The organism is Vibrio sp. A37 (assembly GCF_059777565.1).
Genome location: NZ_JBLNLI010000001.1, coordinates 725,162 through 742,802, shown reverse-complemented (window position 1 = coordinate 742,802; position 17,641 = coordinate 725,162). Strand labels below are relative to the sequence as shown.

Here is a 17,641-nt window from a genome sequence, read left to right as displayed (position 1 = left end):
CATTAAGCATGTATCGACAAAAAGTCTTTAAGCATACCGGTAACCAATTCTGGCTGTTCTAGGTTACTAATATGCCCTGCTTCTGGGATCTCAACAAGCTGGCTATCGGTAATACAATCTCGCATCAGATAGGATTCCATTACTGGTCTAGGAATATCCTGTTGCCCTACCGCAATTAAAACTGGCAGAGCAAACTTTTCAATATCCTCAATCAAATCTCTACGACCAAAAATCATACGCCCTATTCTTGTTACTTCGACAGCTTGATCACCACTTAAAGAGGTTAAGTGCTTGCTAAAGCCATTCACGAGTTGTGGCAATTTCTCAGAGTTTTGTTTGGCAAAAAACATTGGAACCACAGTCTCTACGATAGGTGCTGGCACCATTTTTGCCTTGGCAATCGCATCAAGCATCGCGAAATATTTTTGATGGGTAATTTCTGGCTCCAAGCCCACAAAGGTATCCATCATAACTAAACTTTTTACTCGTTGTGGAGCCAGTAATGTTAACTCTGCTCCCCACATCCCTCCAACGGATAAGCCGACTATGGAAAACTGCTCTATATCTAAGTGATCCATTAAAGCTAACATATCTTCAGCAATATCCTTTAAGCTCCCCACCCTATCAGGAGCAAAGTCAGACTGCCCATGAGCCCATAAATCAGGTACGATACACCGATAAGACTGACTAAGTTGTTCGATTTGTGGCTCCCACATTTGGTGATCCCAAAGATAACTATGGCCAAACAAAATGACGGGACCTTCGCCCTTATCTAGATAAGCCAGTTCTTTTCCATCGATAGAGAATTTGTTCATTTAATAATTCCATTGACTACTAAGTAGACTTTCTTTAAAGAAAATGATTTGTGGGTTTTAAAGGCTTTATTAGCCCATCGAGCCCCTCAACTTTCAAAGCTAAACACAGTTGCATTAATTCTCCTAGCTCTCCTTTTGGGAACTCACCTTTGTTGGCAAACCACAATAAATATTCTTCAGGCAAGTCGATTAGAGGCCTTCCTGTATACTTACCGAAAGGCATATTTGTCGACGCCAATTTTACTAGGGAAGCTTTATCTAACATCTAAGGCCTAAGTTTTCTGGGGTTAAGAGTCAATACATCTTTGCAAACGAACGCATTCTATGACGCTCGGTGCACATATTCAACAATGACACTATTTCCCTCTATATAAGCTCGCTGGATCTCCCCATCGACACTCATTTTACTTGTTAAATGAACTTCTTTAGGTGTGGTCATATTGTTTTGAACAAGTGATGGGATAACTTTTCGTGGATCAACATGTAACTGCTCACAAAATTCACTAACAAACGTCATCGACAACGGGGTGATACCACGTAGCAGCCTTGAAAACTCTAACTGAGATAAACCAAGCCTTTTAACCATTTCCATTTGCGTTAAGCGCATTTTCGCTTTTTGTGACATCCAAACTTCATTCAATGCTTCTCTATCTTCTTGGGTAAAATCCATCTACAAACCTCCAGCAAACAACTACACATTCAAAAAATCTCAATTTTACAGTGTCGAAAAAACTCAGTTTTATATTGTCAACATGCAGTTAGATTTGGATGAATGTTGTTAGGAAAAAGACATGGGACCAATAATTTTTAGTATTCGCTATTACAACCTATATATTTCCATGAAAAACATCTCATTAGATTACTTGGGTGCCTAACAGAATAAGGTGAGCCGTTAGACGCCCTAAGAGATATCAGAGTTTAAAACCAGGTTGATATCCACTTTTTGAACCAGTCGGTCAATCTCTTAAACCAACTACCTTCTTCAACGTTGCTTAAAGCAACTAAGTCAGCGGTTTTCACCTGATCATTGCCGATCTTGTAAATCACTTTACCCAACACCTCACCTTTTGAAATCGGAGCACTAATATCAAAGTTGTATTCGACAGTAGCATGCAATTTACTTGCTTCACTTTTAGGTAAGGTAATGTAAACCTGCTTATCTAAACCAACAGGCACTTTATCTTGGTTACCCATCCACACTCTAGCGACAGCAATTTCTTCGCCTGCTTCACTTGGCTTAATTGTCTCAAAGAATCGAAAGCCATAACTTAGAAGCTGTTTACTTTCCATCTCTCGGCTCTTAGCACTTTTAGACCCCATCACAACTGAGATTAGACGCATGTCACCATTAGTAGCCGACGTCGCTAAGTTATATCCTGCTCCACTTGTATAACCAGTTTTCATGCCATCCACGTTGAGGCTTCTATCTCGCAACAAACCGTTACGGTTGTATTGTGTGATGCCATTGTAGGTAAACTCAGTTTCACTATATAAAGGGTAAATATCAGGTAAATCTCTTATAATCGCTTGGCCAAGCAATGCTATATCTCTAGGAGTAGAATACAGACCTCGGCTATCTAAGCCATGCGGATTCGTATATTTGGTTTTACTTAAGCCTAGTTTAGTCGCCCAAGAGTTCATCAACCCCACAAAAGCCTTTTCCGATCCGGCGACATGTTCAGCGATAGCAACACTTGCATCATTTCCAGATTGAACGATTAAGCCGCGATACAAGTCATCCATGGACACCTTAGTACCAACTTCGATAAACATCTTCGATGAATCAGGAAAGTTTTTTGCCCAAGCATTTTGGCTTATGACGACAACGTCACCTTTACCAATGTTGCCGCTGTTCATCTCCTGACCGGCAACATAAGCGGTCATAAGCTTTGTTAAACTTGCCGGATTTAATCGAATATCGGCATTTTTTTCTACTAAAACTTTACCCGTGTTGTAGTCCATTAAAATATACCCCTTCGCACTCAGAGACGGAGCGGAAGGAATAATTGTTGGACTAGCGATTGAGAGCGGTGAAATTAAGGCCACTGCGAATGAGATTACTGCAGAGGCAAACGACGTTTTATCCATAGTGCCTTACCAAATTACTGACCTAGTTGAAGAGTATCAAGAAAAGAGATTAACGGTTTAGGGAGATTTTACGTTTTTTTACTTAAAACCAATATTTATATCAAATAGTTCAAATTTCATCACACTTTGATACATAAAGACCGCTTGAGATGTACAAGCGGCCTTTAAAAATGCGATTTAGAAAAACGTATTTGTTGCTTCGATTTATCAGCTAGCTAGCTTCGCAGATATTTTTCTTTGAATGATGTCTCTGTACGTGAACCAAACAAACGTTGCCACGATTGAAAAGTATAAATAAGACAACGCAAAAACAATTGGCGATGTAATGAGGTCTGCAGAAAGCCCCCATGCGACTCCAACCACCGTTACTGTCAGTTTGGCTAACATGCCACATAGTAACAAAAGCAAAGCTAATTCAGGGAAGCGTGTACTTCTAAAAGCGAACCAGTAGCAACTAGCGACAGCTAAAGTTGCAATAGAAAGCCCGAGAATAAACGATTGCCAATGATCGAAGGATGCCACGCCCGCAGAAACACTTGCCATTAGTACCAGTACTAATTTCATCATCAACCCCTAAATAATTAGAAAATAAATCAATAAGTGAAATCTTATTTTCCGATATTATCCTATTAGTAGGTAATCCATTCAATAAAGAACAAGAGAAAAGTATTACCAAATATTACAAACGCTTTCCTATCAAGAGAAAATTTATAGAAAAAAATTCTACTAAATAATTCCTTAAAGCTCAATTAATCCCCAAATCCTTCTTGCAGACAAAACATAATCATCTATATGATTTTTTTAATATTGTGACAAATCACACATGCAAATGAGTGATACATCAACACTCGCGTTTTTAGAGCCGCTTTGGTACTTTATGCCAACATAAAAATTTGCCGTTATACAAATGCCTTCACAACACAGAATTAAAAAGATAGTGGAGATTGGAGATACTCTTCATCAAAGCGGATGCGCTCCATATAAGCTTGAAAAATACACCCAACATTACGCTCAAAAGCATCAAATTGACGTTATGGTGCAAGCCACTCCAACAACCGTTAATTACCAATTTCCTGATGAAAATCATGCCGTCATTATGAAGCGCCATAAGCCCGCAGTGATTAATTTAAGTTTGCTGGTAAATACCATACAACGAGTTAATAAGCCTAGTGACGAACCTATCTCGCCAGCAATTAGCTATTCTAAATGGACTGTTGCGCTTGCAAACATCGCTATTCCACCTGCCTACTTAATGTTAGTGGGTAGTACCTTAGAAGCAGTCTACCTGTCTGCAATATTGGGGCTTATCGTCTGGCTTTGCCAAGTCACCTTTAAAAATAGACAAGCTCTGGCCGTTGAGTTTTTTGCCGCCCTTTTTAGCGGTATTTTTGTAGCTTTTGTGGCTAGTATGGGTTTGTCGGTACCTGCTTGGACACTATGTATTGCTGCAATTGTGCTATTTATACCCGGCTTATCTATTGCAAACTCACTAGAATGCCTCGCATTCAACGATCTAGTATCTGGTACAAGCTTACTTGGTCAAAGTGGCCTTACATTGATAAAACTCTTTGTTGGAATTGTCATTGGCCTAAATCTTGGCGAGTCCCTTTGGGGCCCTAGCATTACAACCTTCTACATTAATGAAATCCCTTTGTGGCTACATATTTCAGGGCTTTTTCTACTATCCATCTCAATAGGAGTAATATTCAATGCACGGCCCATCGATATGGTCATAGGCCTACCTGTTGCAGTCATCGGTATGTGGGGGCCATTCTATCTAGAATTTGGAGGGGGCTGGGTCGTTGGAACTTGGGTTACAACTGTACTCATAACACTGTATGGTACTTGGGTTGCAAAAAGACTGGACCTAACAGGTTCAATATATATTGTCCAAGGGATCATTATTTTAGTTCCAGGTAGCCGTGTGCTAGTAAGTGCTGGACAGTCGGTTTTTTCGCAATCTATTTTGCCAATTCCTAGCATTGGATTATCGGCCTTTTTTATGTTCTCAGCCATAGTCGCAGGACAAATTACTGCGTACGCAATGTACTCTCCGAAAGTGAGCTACTCTAACTAAATTCACTTGAATCCTATCGGGGTGATGGGTGGATGTGGGTACAGTAAAGTCAACTTTTTCAATAGGCTCGCTAGTTAACAATCATTAAAAAGCCCTATTCAAACACCTCAACTACGCGGCTTTTGAATAGGGCTCTTTGCCTCTATGTTTCATTTTTCGGCTGAAACTACCTTTACCTTTTTTAGCTTTTACTACTCTTGTCTTGAAAACTTTACTCGTCACAGCTGCTTTGAGAGCATTGTCCTGTATACAGCCTCGTTCAAACTCACATTCGTATAGGTTTGATTGATTACTTTTGGTCATCCAATTCCCCTTTTCTGAATAAGTAATATTGTCAGTGGATATTTTAACACCTCGAATCACAGCTAATGAAGTGGTCTGGGCTAATAAAAATATTTATTTTGTGAATTACTTTGGTAAAATCCCCAAACCTAAGTAATGAATTGTGATGAGATTTTTAAACAAATAAACGTTTCATTGTGATGAATTCCTATTTTTCCCTCTCAAAAATGAAACCTAGCGCATAATTTTTGGTGAAAACATAGAAAAATGTGAGGATCACGTCTAATATCCGTTGACTTGAAATGCCATTACTCTAAACTCGTTTGCAGCTAGAAAGCAGTTCTTTGTTTACACATACATTTCGTTGGATTATTTGTAACTCCCCCGTCGTGTCGTACGCAATAGCAATCTACTTTTCCACGCTATCCGCGCCGAATTCGGCCCATATGTTTAAATTAGGATATTTATTATGTCTAACACAGTTACTGGTACTGTAAAGTGGTTCAACGAAACTAAAGGTTTCGGTTTCATTCAACAAGAAAACGGCCCAGACGTGTTCGCTCACTTCTCAGCTATCACTGGTGACGGCTTCCGTACTCTTGTTGAAGGCCAAAAAGTTGAGTTCGTAGTATCTCAAGGTCAAAAAGGCCCACAAGCTGAAAGCATCAAAGTACTGTAATTGGTAACTTTTTTGTAAAAAATAGCCAGCCTTGAGCTGGCTATTTTTTTGGTAAGACTTATGGCCCTTAAACCTACTATTTATAAATTTCGCATCTCTCTGTCTGATCTAAATCATAACCACTATGACAACTTCTCATTGACAGTTGCTCAGCATCCTTCGGAAAACAATCAACGAATGCTCTCTAGAGTATTGGCTTATTGCCTGAACTCACAGGCGGCATTGAAATTTGCTAAAGGCCTGTCAACTACAGACCAACCTGATATATGGTCACATTCACTTGACGACAAAATTTTACTTTGGATTGATGTGGGTGAACCAGACGCAGATAGAGTTAAAAAAGCTTCTCGCAAAGCCGAGCAGGTTAAAATCTTTAGCTTCAACTCTAAGTCTGATCTATGGTGGCAGCAGAATCATCGCCAAATCTCAGATTTCCATAATGTCGAAGTACATCAATTTGAATACGATATGATTGAAGAAATTGCGAACTCACTGACTCGTGGTATGGATATGTCTGTAATGATATCGGATGAGTCGATATTTATTGACTTTGAAGCCCATTCATTCAGTCTACACTGGAAGAAGTTACATAGCTATGAATAGCTTAAAGCAAGCCTTAAGTGATATTCAAATCAGTCACTTGGGAGTGATAGATAGATATCCAGAAGTATGGCAATGGTTCTGTGATAAAAACCAAGACTTATATGAAAAAGCTTGCACCAACAAACCTGACAAGGCACCAGCCAATCATTTGCTTGGAGTTGCAACCAAACAACATATCGAATCTCTTGATAGGTTTCGTAAACAAGCTGAAACAGCGTCTGCACTTCAACAAGTATTTGAGCAAAATGTGAGTAAGGAGCATAGCCAAAAATTTCACTACCAAGATCAAAATCAGCTAATCCTAACCACTCACATATGGCTGTACTTACAAGGCTATTTGGGGCTAGCATGTAGTTTGTCGAATGATTACGCCATAGAAACAGCGCAAGCCTTGGCGACTTCATCAAATCAAATGCAAACGATACGAACCGAGTTCCTTGAAAGCTATTACCTTGGTTTTGAGCTTCATAAGTCCAAGTCTAAGCCTATGAGCTGGTTAAAAAAGTGGCTCAATAAGTAATGAAAGTTGGAAAAACTCACTCCGGTTTCAAATATCTCAGCACTAGTTTCATTGACTAGAAAAGCCTAGCACCAGCAATTAGCAGTAGGTTCTTCACCATAAGCCCTGTTAGAATACGCGCAAACCACATAAATCAATCTACCTATTAAAAAATATTCAGGTCGTTTGTATATAAAAAATGTTATCGAAACGAGTAATCAGCTTATGAAATTAGTACGATGGCTTCTAGGAAGGCTCATTTTATTGTTGGATTTTGTGTTTAGCCCGAAAGGCATAAAACGTTCTGAGCAAGATCAACAGATAGTCAATGACAAATCAAAAGACTTAGCACTATATCAATTTAATGCGTGTCCTTTCTGCGTCAAGGTTCGCAGGGCCATGAAGCGCTTATCTGTAGACATAGAGTTACGCGACGCTAGAAATAACAGTAAGTACCGTGAAGAACTTCTCAGCCAAGGCGGCAAGTCAAAAGTGCCTTGTTTACGTATCGAGCAAAATGGTGAAGTGAAATGGTTATATGAGTCTTCAGATATTGTCAGTTATTTAGAAAAGCAGTTTAGCCATTAAGAATAGAACAAATTATAAGACCCAAGCTTTAATTTGCTTGGGTCACAAAGCTCAATAACCTTTTTCTACCTGCTTTATCAATTAGCACCTCTATATTCGTTTCAGTTTTCGCGTTCCTTCTCTCTCACTATGAAGTACGTCAAGTCAAGCATTCACCACCTAAGAAAAAATCAAGTAATAACACTTGTCTCATATCTCATCTTTTTGTAGTTTATGTACTCTTCTAGTAAGGAAAAATTATGTTCACAATCATGACATCCCGTTGGCCACTCTCAACTATGCCCTGTAGCCGGTAGGTAATGTCATGCCTGGCTACGAGTTGACGTAGCTAGGTTTAATTTCCTCTATCTTTATCTTCTCGTAGCCTCACTCCCATCGAGGATCGAGACGAATGAGTAACACTTTATCCAGCAAAAAATTTCAGCTTCAATTTTCAGTGCGTGTAGTAGGATTTATCTATGCACTAATGGCTTGTACTTTGTTTTCTTTGAAACCAGTGCTAATTAAACTTGCATATTCTTATGGGGGAAACGCCACTTCGATCATGGCGCTAAGAGCATTCTGCTCTTTGCCTATCTATATAACCACCTTACTTGCTCTGCTTCGTAATAAACAGAATAGAGAGTTAACAAAGAGGTATGGGCTGTTAGCAGCAAGTATCGGCATTCTTGGCTACTACCTTGCCAGCTTACTTGATATTTTGTCGTTAAGAGATATTTCAGCTCAACTTGAACGCCTATTGTTATTCCTTTATCCGACGATTGTCGTTTTAATTGTGTGGGTAAAATCTAAGCAACGACCAAATAATAGTACTCTTGTTTCTACTCTCATTGGCTACATCGGTGTCGCCGTTATTTTTATTCACGACTTTCAATTTGGAGGAGATAAAATAGCCATTGGCTCTACGCTTGTCCTCACTTCAGCTATCGCGTTTGCATTCTTTGTCGTATTTAGTAAAACACTAATAAGCAAAATGGGAAGTTCACTATTTACCAGCTTATCAATGGCGAGTGCAGGCGTCACTATTCTTGTTCAACTGACAGTTTCTAATGCGAACATATCAAACTGGAGTATCCAGCTAATCTCGACGGGTATTGCTCTTGGCCTTGTGTGCACCGTTATCCCTTCATACATGATGGGAGCGGCTCTGTCTCGTTTGTCACCTCAAGATGTGAGCCTTTCAAACAATATTGGGCCAACGATCACTACTCTAGCTGCTGTCTTAGTTCTTGGAGAAACATTCACTGTCTACAATTTTATAGGGCTTCTACTAGTCATGTATTCGATATTCTTACTCAACCAAAGTAAGTCTTCATAGGCTCACTATTTCAGTTTACGAATACAGCTGAGTTAACTGCATAAATTTTATATCAATAATGAAATAGGTGGCGATGTACATACTCGCTGCCAAAACCCCTGAAATGTAAAACGTGACTCTAGGTGAAACGACTGTTTTCAAGGGAGTTTTCAACCACTCAGTTTTAACATGTTTCAATCTAGGTTTCTCTTGATCAGCGAGTCTATCATCTCGAATAAGTCCATAAACAGTACTTGCAATGTCGTTTAGCCTTTCATTCCCCCTCTCTTCTCTTCCATATTTTCCTTTAAACCCTAGCTGTAGCAAGAGATAGAGAAACTCAATGAGATAACGATATTTCTTTGGCTCTGATTTCAGTCTATCCAATATCAAAAAAAACTTCTCACCGCCTGACGTTTCATTGTGAAATTCAGACAACAAACTATTTTGACTCCAACGGCTCTTCTCTCCCCACTCCTTAGCACACACTGATTCATCAAGAGCAGAACACAAACAATATCGAATGACTAAAATAGAAGCGCGATCGACATCCATTTCATTGAGCTTCCGCTCTCCTTGGCGAACTTCTTGAGCCATTTGTTCTCTCAAAGGCATGGGGTCTTCTAACCAAGGGATTGAAGAAATACAGGTTAAGGTAGCCACCAACCAAGAGAATTGATCGACAAGTGGATTAATTCCTATCGCTTTAATATCCAAGCCTTCTGCGACAATATTTCGTGATAAGTCTGGTGCAGGCATAACCTCCATAGGCTTACCTGGCTCAGGTTGATAGAGGACAACTGTTGAATCGTTATCTATATAACTCATAAGCGAACCGCCCATAGTTGCAAAGACAAACCTTTAAACTCCCCCGCTATATGAACTGCCAAAGCTGAACTTGAATGTAGAAACTGCCATTCGTCACTAGCTTTATCTAATTCAAAATAAGTGTAACCCGCATGATATGGAAGAGCCCTAGGTACAACTGGCATAGCTTTGAGCGCTATACCTGGGAGTTGCAAGTTAATCAAATCTCGAATGTTGTCTACAGCTCCAAGCTTTGTTTGGCTAATAAATTGTGTATGAAGGGTATCAACCGTCACATCTGCTTTCACCGCCAGTATAAATGTCATATTCTCAACAATTTTGGGGTCTGTGATTGTCGCAGTACGAATGCCAAAATTTTGCTCTTTTAAAGGTAAAGGAATAGCTCTCTGATCGGAAACGACACTCAAAGCAGACTTTAATTGGTTGAGATATAAGCTAAAACAGTTGGTCAAATCGTGATGGCGATATTGGACAAATTCTCGTGGGCGCTTTTCTACAGAGCAAAGTGTCGAAAATTCACCTTCTGCTTGTATCAGTAGCTGATAGAAAGATTCTGGATGCACACCTTCAATATTTGCAATATGCCAAAACAAAGGCTCATAGCGATTTAATACCTGTAACAACATAAAATCGGAGACAGAAGAAACACCATGTTGATCCACTTCACCTAACCGACGAACGATAGTTTCAGCTTTATGCTGAATGACAGTCGCAAACTCAATTGTAAACTGCTTCAGTACTTCCGATGCTTGGATGTCGATACAAGGTGGGATAAACGTTCTATCTAGTACCACTTTTCCCTCAGGGGAAACTTCGGCAATTTTTAAAATAGGTAGGGATGTGTAGGAGCTTCTATCTTCGTCTTCATACATCAGCTTGAAATTCAACTTTCCTACGGTGATGTTGGCAACATCAGCATTATTGAAACACGAATCGATTGCCTCTTGAATATGCATAGAGTATCTCGAATGATCGCCTTTCTCGCCAAATAACTCCGATTTATCAGAAGGCAATGGACAGCATATATAAATTATCTTGTCCGTAATTGAAGAAGGTACCTCCAGCACCGTTGGTAAATCAGCGAGTACAGGTAATTCAAATGGTGTTCTATCTTGAAAGATACCTTCTACCTTGGTGAGGCCTACTTTACCTAAAGCCAAAAGCTCATTATTTACCTCTATCTGTCTTATACCCCAATGTAAAGGAGTATTGTAAGCATTGAACAGATTAAGTGACTTCTTTTGACTTCGCTCCAGCTGTTGGAAATGCTGGGGCTTCATGAACATCCCATCTTGCCACACCACAGGGTTATATAACGACATACACTTTTCCTTAAAAGTAGGTTTGTTCGATACCACGAGAGTTATCGATGGCTATTTCACTTTCTTCAACATGAATACGCATAAAGTACTCGCTTTTTGCATCAATCAATTCTACTTTTCGCCAAGATGAGCCATTAATATTACGGAATGCGGCAGCAAGCCCTAGAGAGCGCGTATTGGAGTCAAGTACTATAGTCTGATGAATTTTTTGTCCTGGCTGAAGTTCAAATTCATATCGCTTAATGTATTCATCTCCTAAAGACATCTTGTCATCTTCAAATAAAGCAAAAAAATCTAGGCTTCGAAATAGCACTGGTGAGCTCAATTCATACACTCTCAAGATCACCGGAGATGATTGACCACTACTCCTAACATTCAGGCTTTCTGACGCTTCAATAACGAGCTCTGCAGAAGATGTTTCCGGTGTCAGGCCCGAAGATTGTTTAAATTGCTGCCATATACTGCAGCTGGATAACATCAGTACTAATGTCACGATAAACAAACTACGCATACCGTCCCTTAACTTTTTGATTATAAAAATTTTTTATTCTATTCTTAACTTCAAGATCACTAATATTTATTTGCTTTAGCAGCTCATCGCCATCCACTCTATTTAGTGCCTGCCACAAACGTAACCTCATCCAGAATTTAGTCTTGTTTTGTAATCTGTTTTCATTGTGATAAATAGGTATGTGTTCTCGAATAGTGTCAGCCAACACTCGATTGATGGAAGATATATAGTCAGATTCGTGTTGTTTTATTTCTTCAATGACCTGCTCAAAAAGCTCATTCGGTGAAAGCAAGTCTTTCTTATGTAGTTCGAGCATCACTTCTAAAATATTAAATGACTCTTGCTCTACATCATCAGAATCGATAGTTTTTATATCGTTTATTTCAATAAGCTTTTCTTCTAGTTGCTGAATACAAGCGCGTAAACATTGCCCCATACTCGAGAAAAATAAAGGTGTTTGGGATAAAAGTGTCTCACTGTCGAAGCCCAAGCCTTTGGCAAACGCTCGCAAGCAATTCGCTTCATTTTCAATGACATTGTCTGATTGAAATTTCGCCTTTGTAGACGACATCTTCACAGAAGTTGATTCTTGCTCGAGTACATCATCCGTTCTCGTATTCGTGGAGATATGTTGCATAGGTACGTTATAACTGTTCTTACCTCGATTGCTCTTTGAGTTTGAACATACCAACCAATTATCTGGAATAAGTTGGCTGGTATCGAAATGAGCGTCAACGCTATTGCTATCGTCTGCCATTTGTCTGCGATTGACATCTCCCCTAGTTGCGATGCTGGGTTGCTCATCACTTTGCAACAAGATAGCGTCATTAGAACAACTTTGCGTACCCAAGCACTCAATCGGATCTTGAGTAGAGTGGCTATTTACAGGCTCTCCAAAAAACTCCCCGGTTGCACTTTCTTTACTTCTTAGCTCTGTTTCATTGCGATCACTGGGTAACACACCAAGATTTTCTAGAGGATCGGGCGAGTTTCGATTCGGTTCGATATCAACTGCAATATCAATATTGTCCGAAATCGGCACAATACTAACCGTGATTTGATACCTACCGAAAGATAATAAATCGCTGTCACACAAAGGTATGGGCTGGTTAGCTAAAACTCGCTGACCGTTTATAGACGTTCCATTGGTACTGACGTCGCTAAAATAATATGCATCACTATAGCTTGTGAACATGCCATGAATACTAGAGATAAATCGGTCGCTATCTGCTAATGTAACAACACACCCTGATGCGCGCCCTATCGTTCCACCAGAAGCTGGGATCTCAATATGCTTTGACCCTTTATATTCTTCTGGACTCTTAGTAATATTCAATATCAGCTGGCATAAAGACATAACAACCTCTTAGAACAAAAGCGACAACGAGAGCTCCAAACCTCCAACTCCATCGTTATAAACGGGAAGCAAGTAACTAATCTGAGGAATGATTTGAATATGGGAATTTGGATTAGAGCCTAACTTAATTACTGAACCAAGATTCGCCGCAATCCTAAATTCAAATTGAGAGATGTCTTCTAACTGGGCACCATACTTATACCCATCACCATCGACAACCCAACGGTTTCCGTAGTTTACGTACGCTGCTGAAACGCCGGCACCAACAAATGGAGTAATCCAACCCATACTTCCCAGCGCATATTGAGGAACTATACGAAGTTCGTAACTTGTCAGCTCTTGATAAATTCCATTAGATGGAGCATTGATAGAATCACTCAGGTAATTCAAACCTAGCCACCAGCGCCAACGATTATTATTTTCATCAATGGGAGTCGTGTAAGCTAAACCAAAACTCGCTATAGCTTCAGAGCCACTTTCACCTTGATTATAATTTATACTATCTATATTCATTAGTGCTAACGTGCCACCATATCTTTCACCTTTTGCAAAGGTAGATATCGATATAACACATAATATAAGTGCACATAAAATATGAAAAGCCTTGTACATCCCTGTCTCTTTTTACAACTTTCCGATCAAGTTAATTAAGTAAGAAATCAATTGAACTTAGAATACATCCATAGAGACCACGCACCATACCAACAAGTTTTTTTATTTCAATAATGAAGTTCTACTCAACAAGAAAAATAGCAGAATGCCATATAAAATAGTTATAGTAACTATCAGGTTGGTTATACTAACTAGAACATAAAGTAGACAAACATGCTACTAACCATGAGAAGAAAGCCAAGCTTACCAAATAATCCTTTAGTAAAATTAAGTACATCAAACCCTAGCTAACATTAATTGATCCTCTACTTAACAAGAGCATTAAGATGATTAATTATTTTTATGATGAATGACACATTTTGATATTTAAATGTCAATAAAGTGTCAATAACACAATTTAGTTATGTTACTTTCCATGAAAAGAACAATATTAATTAGGCTACATTTTTTGGCGTGATGCGTCTATCAAGATATATCTTATTAGTAAATGGAATGATTCATATTGATGTTTTTATATTTTAATGAAAAGAAAACTTCTATGTTAACCTCGATCTACTTTAATTTCATTACATCTAAGTGGAAATATCCCCTTACTGATTTCGTTTAATAGTAGTTAAGTAATGGCCGTATAAAAATTGTATAGCAATTACTTAGTAAATCTTAATTTTAAATTTTTCTATAGACATGATTAGAATAAAATCAAAAAAAAGCACGGTTTTCATTTCTATTTTTCTATCGATATTAGCGATAACTTCCGTTGCACTTATTTATTATTTCTACTTTCCGACGCTTCATATAGCCGCTCCAATCGCGAGCATCATACTGTTGTGCTCTGTATGCCTAGCATTCAATATTTTTTTGTGGAAAAAAGTTGCGCATGAAAAGCAAGATATGGAGGGCTTGACCACAGAAGCTGACTCAGTTTCATCCATCCTTAAACCATTGCTAGAAAATTCTCGCAGCAAACCAACTTATTTGGTGATGGGCCCCAAGTCCTCAGGAAAATCTACTTTTATACACACTTCACATACGATAAAAACTATCGATGTATCAGGTACATATTGCAATGACTACTTCACTTGGTATGAATCAAGCCAAGCTGTATACATCGAGCCTACTGATAAGCTAACTTTCCAAGAATCGCCAAAGTTTGACTCTCCATTGTGGCGTACTTTCATTGATGAACTCATTGCTTCTAAGCCACGCAAACCTTTAGCTGGCTGCTTGATCTTAGTTGATTTTGAATTCCTTATTGTAAATGAAGAAGAACATATAAATCATACTATTAGTACGATCAGAAACGAATTGACTATGTTGGGGGAGCTTACCCTTTCGGCATTACCAACTTATCTAATATTGACTAAACTGGATAAGTTGGAAGGGTTTAAGGAATATGCACACTATAGCCCATTAAAGTCTTGCACTGAGTACCTACCAATTAAGTTTAAAGATTGTAAAGGAACACTCATTAATCACTTTCAAACCAGCTACAAAGCATTGGTTAAAGTGCTGGAAGCAAACTCCCTAGATTCATCTTCTGTTTCTGGAAATAGCGATGAGAATAAGGCTATTTTGGCCTTCCCCAAACAGTTTGAACTATGTGAAGACCTTGTTACAAAAGTGGTCGACGCGCTTCACCAAGCGAAAGAAGGTCACTTCTATATAGAGCTTCGAGCTATGTTCTTTGTTTCTAGTATGCAGGGTGGTAGGAAGTACAATTTGTTAGCGAAAAGCTGCAGCAACTATTTTAATGTTCCGATTATTGCTTCCGAGCATTCGCAGCTATATGAAATTCCGTACTTTACCCGGTTTCTTGTTGAATCCCAAATCTTACCTGAACTGGACTATGGTCAAGAAAACAAAGGCTATTTAGCTAAGATTAGAAAGCGAAGTTACCTCTCTATTGCTTCTGCGGTGGGTCTTGTTTCTGTATTAGGCTTCTTCTTATCTAATACGCTTATCTCTAATTTACAACTAATAAATCAACTTCTTAGCGTTGAATCGACAACTAAGCACACGGACACGAGCACAGTTGCCGATGCGTTGCTAGATGCAAGCCTATCTATCGATCCAACTTATCAGGCCTGGTTAATTGGTAGTCATGCATTAGAGCGAGAACTAGTAGCATTAAACGTGAGTCGGCTTGAGGATACAACCAAGCTCGCCTATTCCTCATTAATCACGATCATATCCTCGAAATTAATGCCGATTATAGAAAACAGTTACAAGCGACAACTAAAAGATTCCTTAGTAAGTACTGAGCAAACCCTACCTCTTCTAAAAGGCTACTTGATGCTAAAGTATCAAGATAAGAGGGAGACCTCTTTCTTACTGAAACAAACCGAAGCTGTTTTAGCGAAGCATAGTGATAACCAGATACTCAATCGACAAGTAATTAAATATTTAACCGCTTATTTTAAAACCTCTTTTTCCTCTGTTGATGTAGATATGGATCTTGTTCGATCGGCCCGAAGAAAACTGTTAGCCAAACCTAATGTGGACTTAGTTTATTCACAAATTCTGTATCAAACGAATCACAATGATATTGGTACTCTAAACCTTCGCCGAGCCATCGGCTTCTCATTCAATAATGTATTTGATGAAAAACCGCATGAGAAAAAACTGGAGTTTAGCAAACTCTTCACTTCAACAGGCTTTACAACTTTTTATGAACCACAAGTCGATATGATGTCGCAAAGAGTAATCGCTGATAACTGGGTTTTAGGATTATCCGATAATGTTATACCCAGCCAAAAAGAGCAGGAAAGCTTTAAAGATAAAGTTCGGCAAAAATACATCGACGATTATATAAATCATTGGCGAAATGCACTAAGCGAGTTGAAAGTGAAGCACTATGACAACATTCGAGACTTAAATAGTGCGGTAGATTTAATCTCTGGTCCTTCGTCACCATTTACCAATGTTCTCAACCAAGTCTATTCAAACACCCACTTTACGCCACTGAATAGCTTGGATAAGTTAGTAAGTGAGTCAAACGTACTGACGCAAAACATCACTACTAGCGCGTCCGAACTAATCGGCAACGCTGACTACCTAACCCGAGATCCAATGAGGCGTGTAGAGCGTGCATTTTCCTCAATTAACCAGCTACAAGTCGCAGAAACTGAAAATACAGCAACACCCTGGGAAGAGACTATTACCGCGCTGAGTCGCCTTAGAGCATTTCTAAAGGACATATCAGACGCACCAAACCCTCAATTGGCAGCGCTTGCTGCTGCTCGCTCAAGAATGCAAGGAATTGACTCAGATCCCATCATTCAACTGCGACAGATTGCACTTAAATCACCAGAACCAGTAAAAAGCTGGCTACTGAGCATTGTGAAACAAAGTTGGTCTGTTTTAATACATGAAGCTGCAATTGGTATCCAAAATAAATGGGACAGTCAAGTCTATAGTAAGTATGCTCAAATAGGGCAACACAAATACCCATTTGATCTGACCTCCTCAGAAGAAGTATCGATGGATGGCTTTGAACAACTTTTTTCTTCGGGCGGAATACTAGATAGCTTTATACAAGACAATTTTGCCCCATTCTACGACCCCAATTTATGGACGGCTAAAAAAGTCGAAGGCCAGATAATGCCTCTTTCACCGACACTCCTAGTTCAGCTAAAAAACTACAATATCATCAAAGGTACCTTGATTAATAAAAGCACCAATAAGTTTTACATACCATTTACTACCAAAGTTGTGGACTTAGATTCTAGTGCTATTCGAGCCAATATAAATCTTGCTGACACAGCTATTCATTACTACCAAGGACCAAGCAGAGTCAGAGAACTACACTGGCCACCTGAAAGTGGCAACTTCAACGCGAGTATTACTATTCAAGATATTACCAATGAAGGTAAGCAACATGAATTGAGTGAAACAGGTCAATGGGCGCTGTTCAGATTAATAAATAACTCCACGATATCTCAAGTAGAAAACGGCAGCTTTATTAGTAATATCAACGTATCAGGGCGAAAGCTAAGTTTACAAATTCGCCCACTAACATCACAAAACCCATTTACATTGTCAGAGCTATACAACTTTACACTACCCAAAAAAATAACTTTATAA

The 17,641-nt window shown here is 39.0% G+C and carries 18 protein-coding genes; 7 read left to right on the top strand and 11 right to left on the bottom strand.

Features of this window, described 5'->3' with window-relative positions:
- Nucleotides 1-2: 2 nt before the first annotated feature.
- The 5 genes from ACM2FC_RS03165 to ACM2FC_RS03145 form a co-directional block, all read right to left on the bottom strand.
- Nucleotides 3-815: an alpha/beta fold hydrolase gene (locus ACM2FC_RS03165; RefSeq protein WP_498479372.1), complete on the bottom strand. Its 813-nt coding sequence runs from the start codon at nt 813-815 to the stop codon at nt 3-5.
- A gap of 34 nt (nt 816-849) precedes the next feature.
- On the bottom strand, nt 850-1,080 hold the full coding sequence (locus ACM2FC_RS03160) for a DUF3820 family protein (protein WP_498479371.1): 231 nt from the start codon (nt 1,078-1,080) through the stop codon (nt 850-852).
- Nucleotides 1,081-1,137: 57 nt separating this feature from the next.
- The gene (locus tag ACM2FC_RS03155; RefSeq protein WP_498479370.1) at nt 1,138-1,485 is read right to left on the bottom strand and encodes a helix-turn-helix domain-containing protein; all 348 of its coding nucleotides are present in this window, start codon (nt 1,483-1,485) and stop codon (nt 1,138-1,140) included.
- A gap of 248 nt (nt 1,486-1,733) precedes the next feature.
- A complete protein-coding gene (locus ACM2FC_RS03150) occupies nt 1,734-2,903 on the bottom strand; it encodes a serine hydrolase (RefSeq protein WP_498479369.1) in 1,170 nt (389 codons plus the stop codon).
- 207 nt (nt 2,904-3,110) lie between these two features.
- A complete protein-coding gene (locus ACM2FC_RS03145) occupies nt 3,111-3,467 on the bottom strand; it encodes an NADH:ubiquinone oxidoreductase (protein WP_498479368.1) in 357 nt (118 codons plus the stop codon).
- 343 nt (nt 3,468-3,810) lie between these two features.
- On the opposite strand from ACM2FC_RS03145, the gene ACM2FC_RS03140 reads away from it, so the two are divergent.
- Complete coding sequence (locus ACM2FC_RS03140) at nt 3,811-4,980, top strand: threonine/serine exporter family protein (protein WP_498479367.1); 1,170 nt, start codon at nt 3,811-3,813, stop codon at nt 4,978-4,980.
- Nucleotides 4,981-5,091: 111 nt separating this feature from the next.
- On the opposite strand, the gene ACM2FC_RS03135 is transcribed toward ACM2FC_RS03140, so the two are convergent.
- A complete protein-coding gene (locus ACM2FC_RS03135) occupies nt 5,092-5,283 on the bottom strand; it encodes an alternative ribosome-rescue factor A (protein WP_498479366.1) in 192 nt (63 codons plus the stop codon).
- 448 nt (nt 5,284-5,731) lie between these two features.
- Between ACM2FC_RS03135 and ACM2FC_RS03130 the strand changes: the two genes are divergently transcribed.
- The 5 genes from ACM2FC_RS03130 to ACM2FC_RS03110 all read left to right on the top strand — a co-directional run bounded on the left by ACM2FC_RS03130 (nt 5,732) and on the right by ACM2FC_RS03110 (nt 8,949).
- Nucleotides 5,732-5,941, top strand: a complete 210-nt coding sequence (locus ACM2FC_RS03130; RefSeq protein WP_047047292.1) for a cold-shock protein — start codon at nt 5,732-5,734, stop codon at nt 5,939-5,941.
- Between the two features lie 60 nt (nt 5,942-6,001).
- Nucleotides 6,002-6,544, top strand: a complete 543-nt coding sequence (locus tag ACM2FC_RS03125; protein WP_498479365.1) for a YaeQ family protein — start codon at nt 6,002-6,004, stop codon at nt 6,542-6,544.
- Nucleotides 6,537-7,064, top strand: coding sequence for a hypothetical protein (locus ACM2FC_RS03120; protein WP_498479364.1), 528 nt, complete (start codon nt 6,537-6,539; stop codon nt 7,062-7,064). The genes ACM2FC_RS03125 and ACM2FC_RS03120 overlap by 8 nt, the downstream gene beginning before the upstream one ends.
- Nucleotides 7,065-7,268: 204 nt before the next feature.
- Entirely contained in the window at nt 7,269-7,631 is a 363-nt protein-coding gene (locus tag ACM2FC_RS03115; RefSeq protein ID WP_498479363.1) for a glutathione S-transferase N-terminal domain-containing protein, read from the top strand.
- Nucleotides 7,632-8,022: 391 nt separating this feature from the next.
- Nucleotides 8,023-8,949 (top strand): DMT family transporter, encoded by a 927-nt coding sequence (locus tag ACM2FC_RS03110; protein WP_498479362.1) that lies wholly within the window; start codon nt 8,023-8,025, stop codon nt 8,947-8,949.
- Nucleotides 8,950-8,964: 15 nt separating this feature from the next.
- Here ACM2FC_RS03110 and icmH read toward each other — a convergent pair whose 3' ends face one another.
- From icmH to ACM2FC_RS03085, 5 genes are read right to left on the bottom strand one after another with little or no spacing between them, the layout of a single operon-like run.
- Nucleotides 8,965-9,756 carry a type IVB secretion system protein IcmH/DotU gene (icmH, locus tag ACM2FC_RS03105; RefSeq protein ID WP_498479361.1) on the bottom strand — a complete coding sequence of 264 codons (792 nt, stop codon included), beginning with the start codon at nt 9,754-9,756 and terminating at the stop codon, nt 8,965-8,967.
- Nucleotides 9,753-11,078, bottom strand: a complete 1,326-nt coding sequence (tssK, locus tag ACM2FC_RS03100) for a type VI secretion system baseplate subunit TssK (protein ID WP_498479360.1) — start codon at nt 11,076-11,078, stop codon at nt 9,753-9,755. Before tssK ends, icmH begins: the two co-directional genes overlap by 4 nt.
- 10 nt (nt 11,079-11,088) lie before the next feature.
- Nucleotides 11,089-11,589, bottom strand: a complete 501-nt coding sequence (gene tssJ / locus ACM2FC_RS03095; RefSeq protein ID WP_498479359.1) for a type VI secretion system lipoprotein TssJ — start codon at nt 11,587-11,589, stop codon at nt 11,089-11,091.
- A complete protein-coding gene (locus ACM2FC_RS03090) occupies nt 11,582-12,946 on the bottom strand; it encodes an FHA domain-containing protein (RefSeq protein ID WP_498479358.1) in 1,365 nt (454 codons plus the stop codon). The genes tssJ and ACM2FC_RS03090 overlap by 8 nt, the downstream gene beginning before the upstream one ends.
- A gap of 9 nt (nt 12,947-12,955) precedes the next feature.
- Nucleotides 12,956-13,558, bottom strand: a complete 603-nt coding sequence (locus ACM2FC_RS03085; RefSeq protein ID WP_498479357.1) for a hypothetical protein — start codon at nt 13,556-13,558, stop codon at nt 12,956-12,958.
- A 684-nt stretch (nt 13,559-14,242) separates the two neighbouring features.
- Here ACM2FC_RS03085 and tssM point away from each other — a divergent pair.
- Nucleotides 14,243-17,641 carry a type VI secretion system membrane subunit TssM gene (tssM, locus tag ACM2FC_RS03080; protein WP_498479356.1) on the top strand — a complete coding sequence of 1,133 codons (3,399 nt, stop codon included), beginning with the start codon at nt 14,243-14,245 and terminating at the stop codon, nt 17,639-17,641.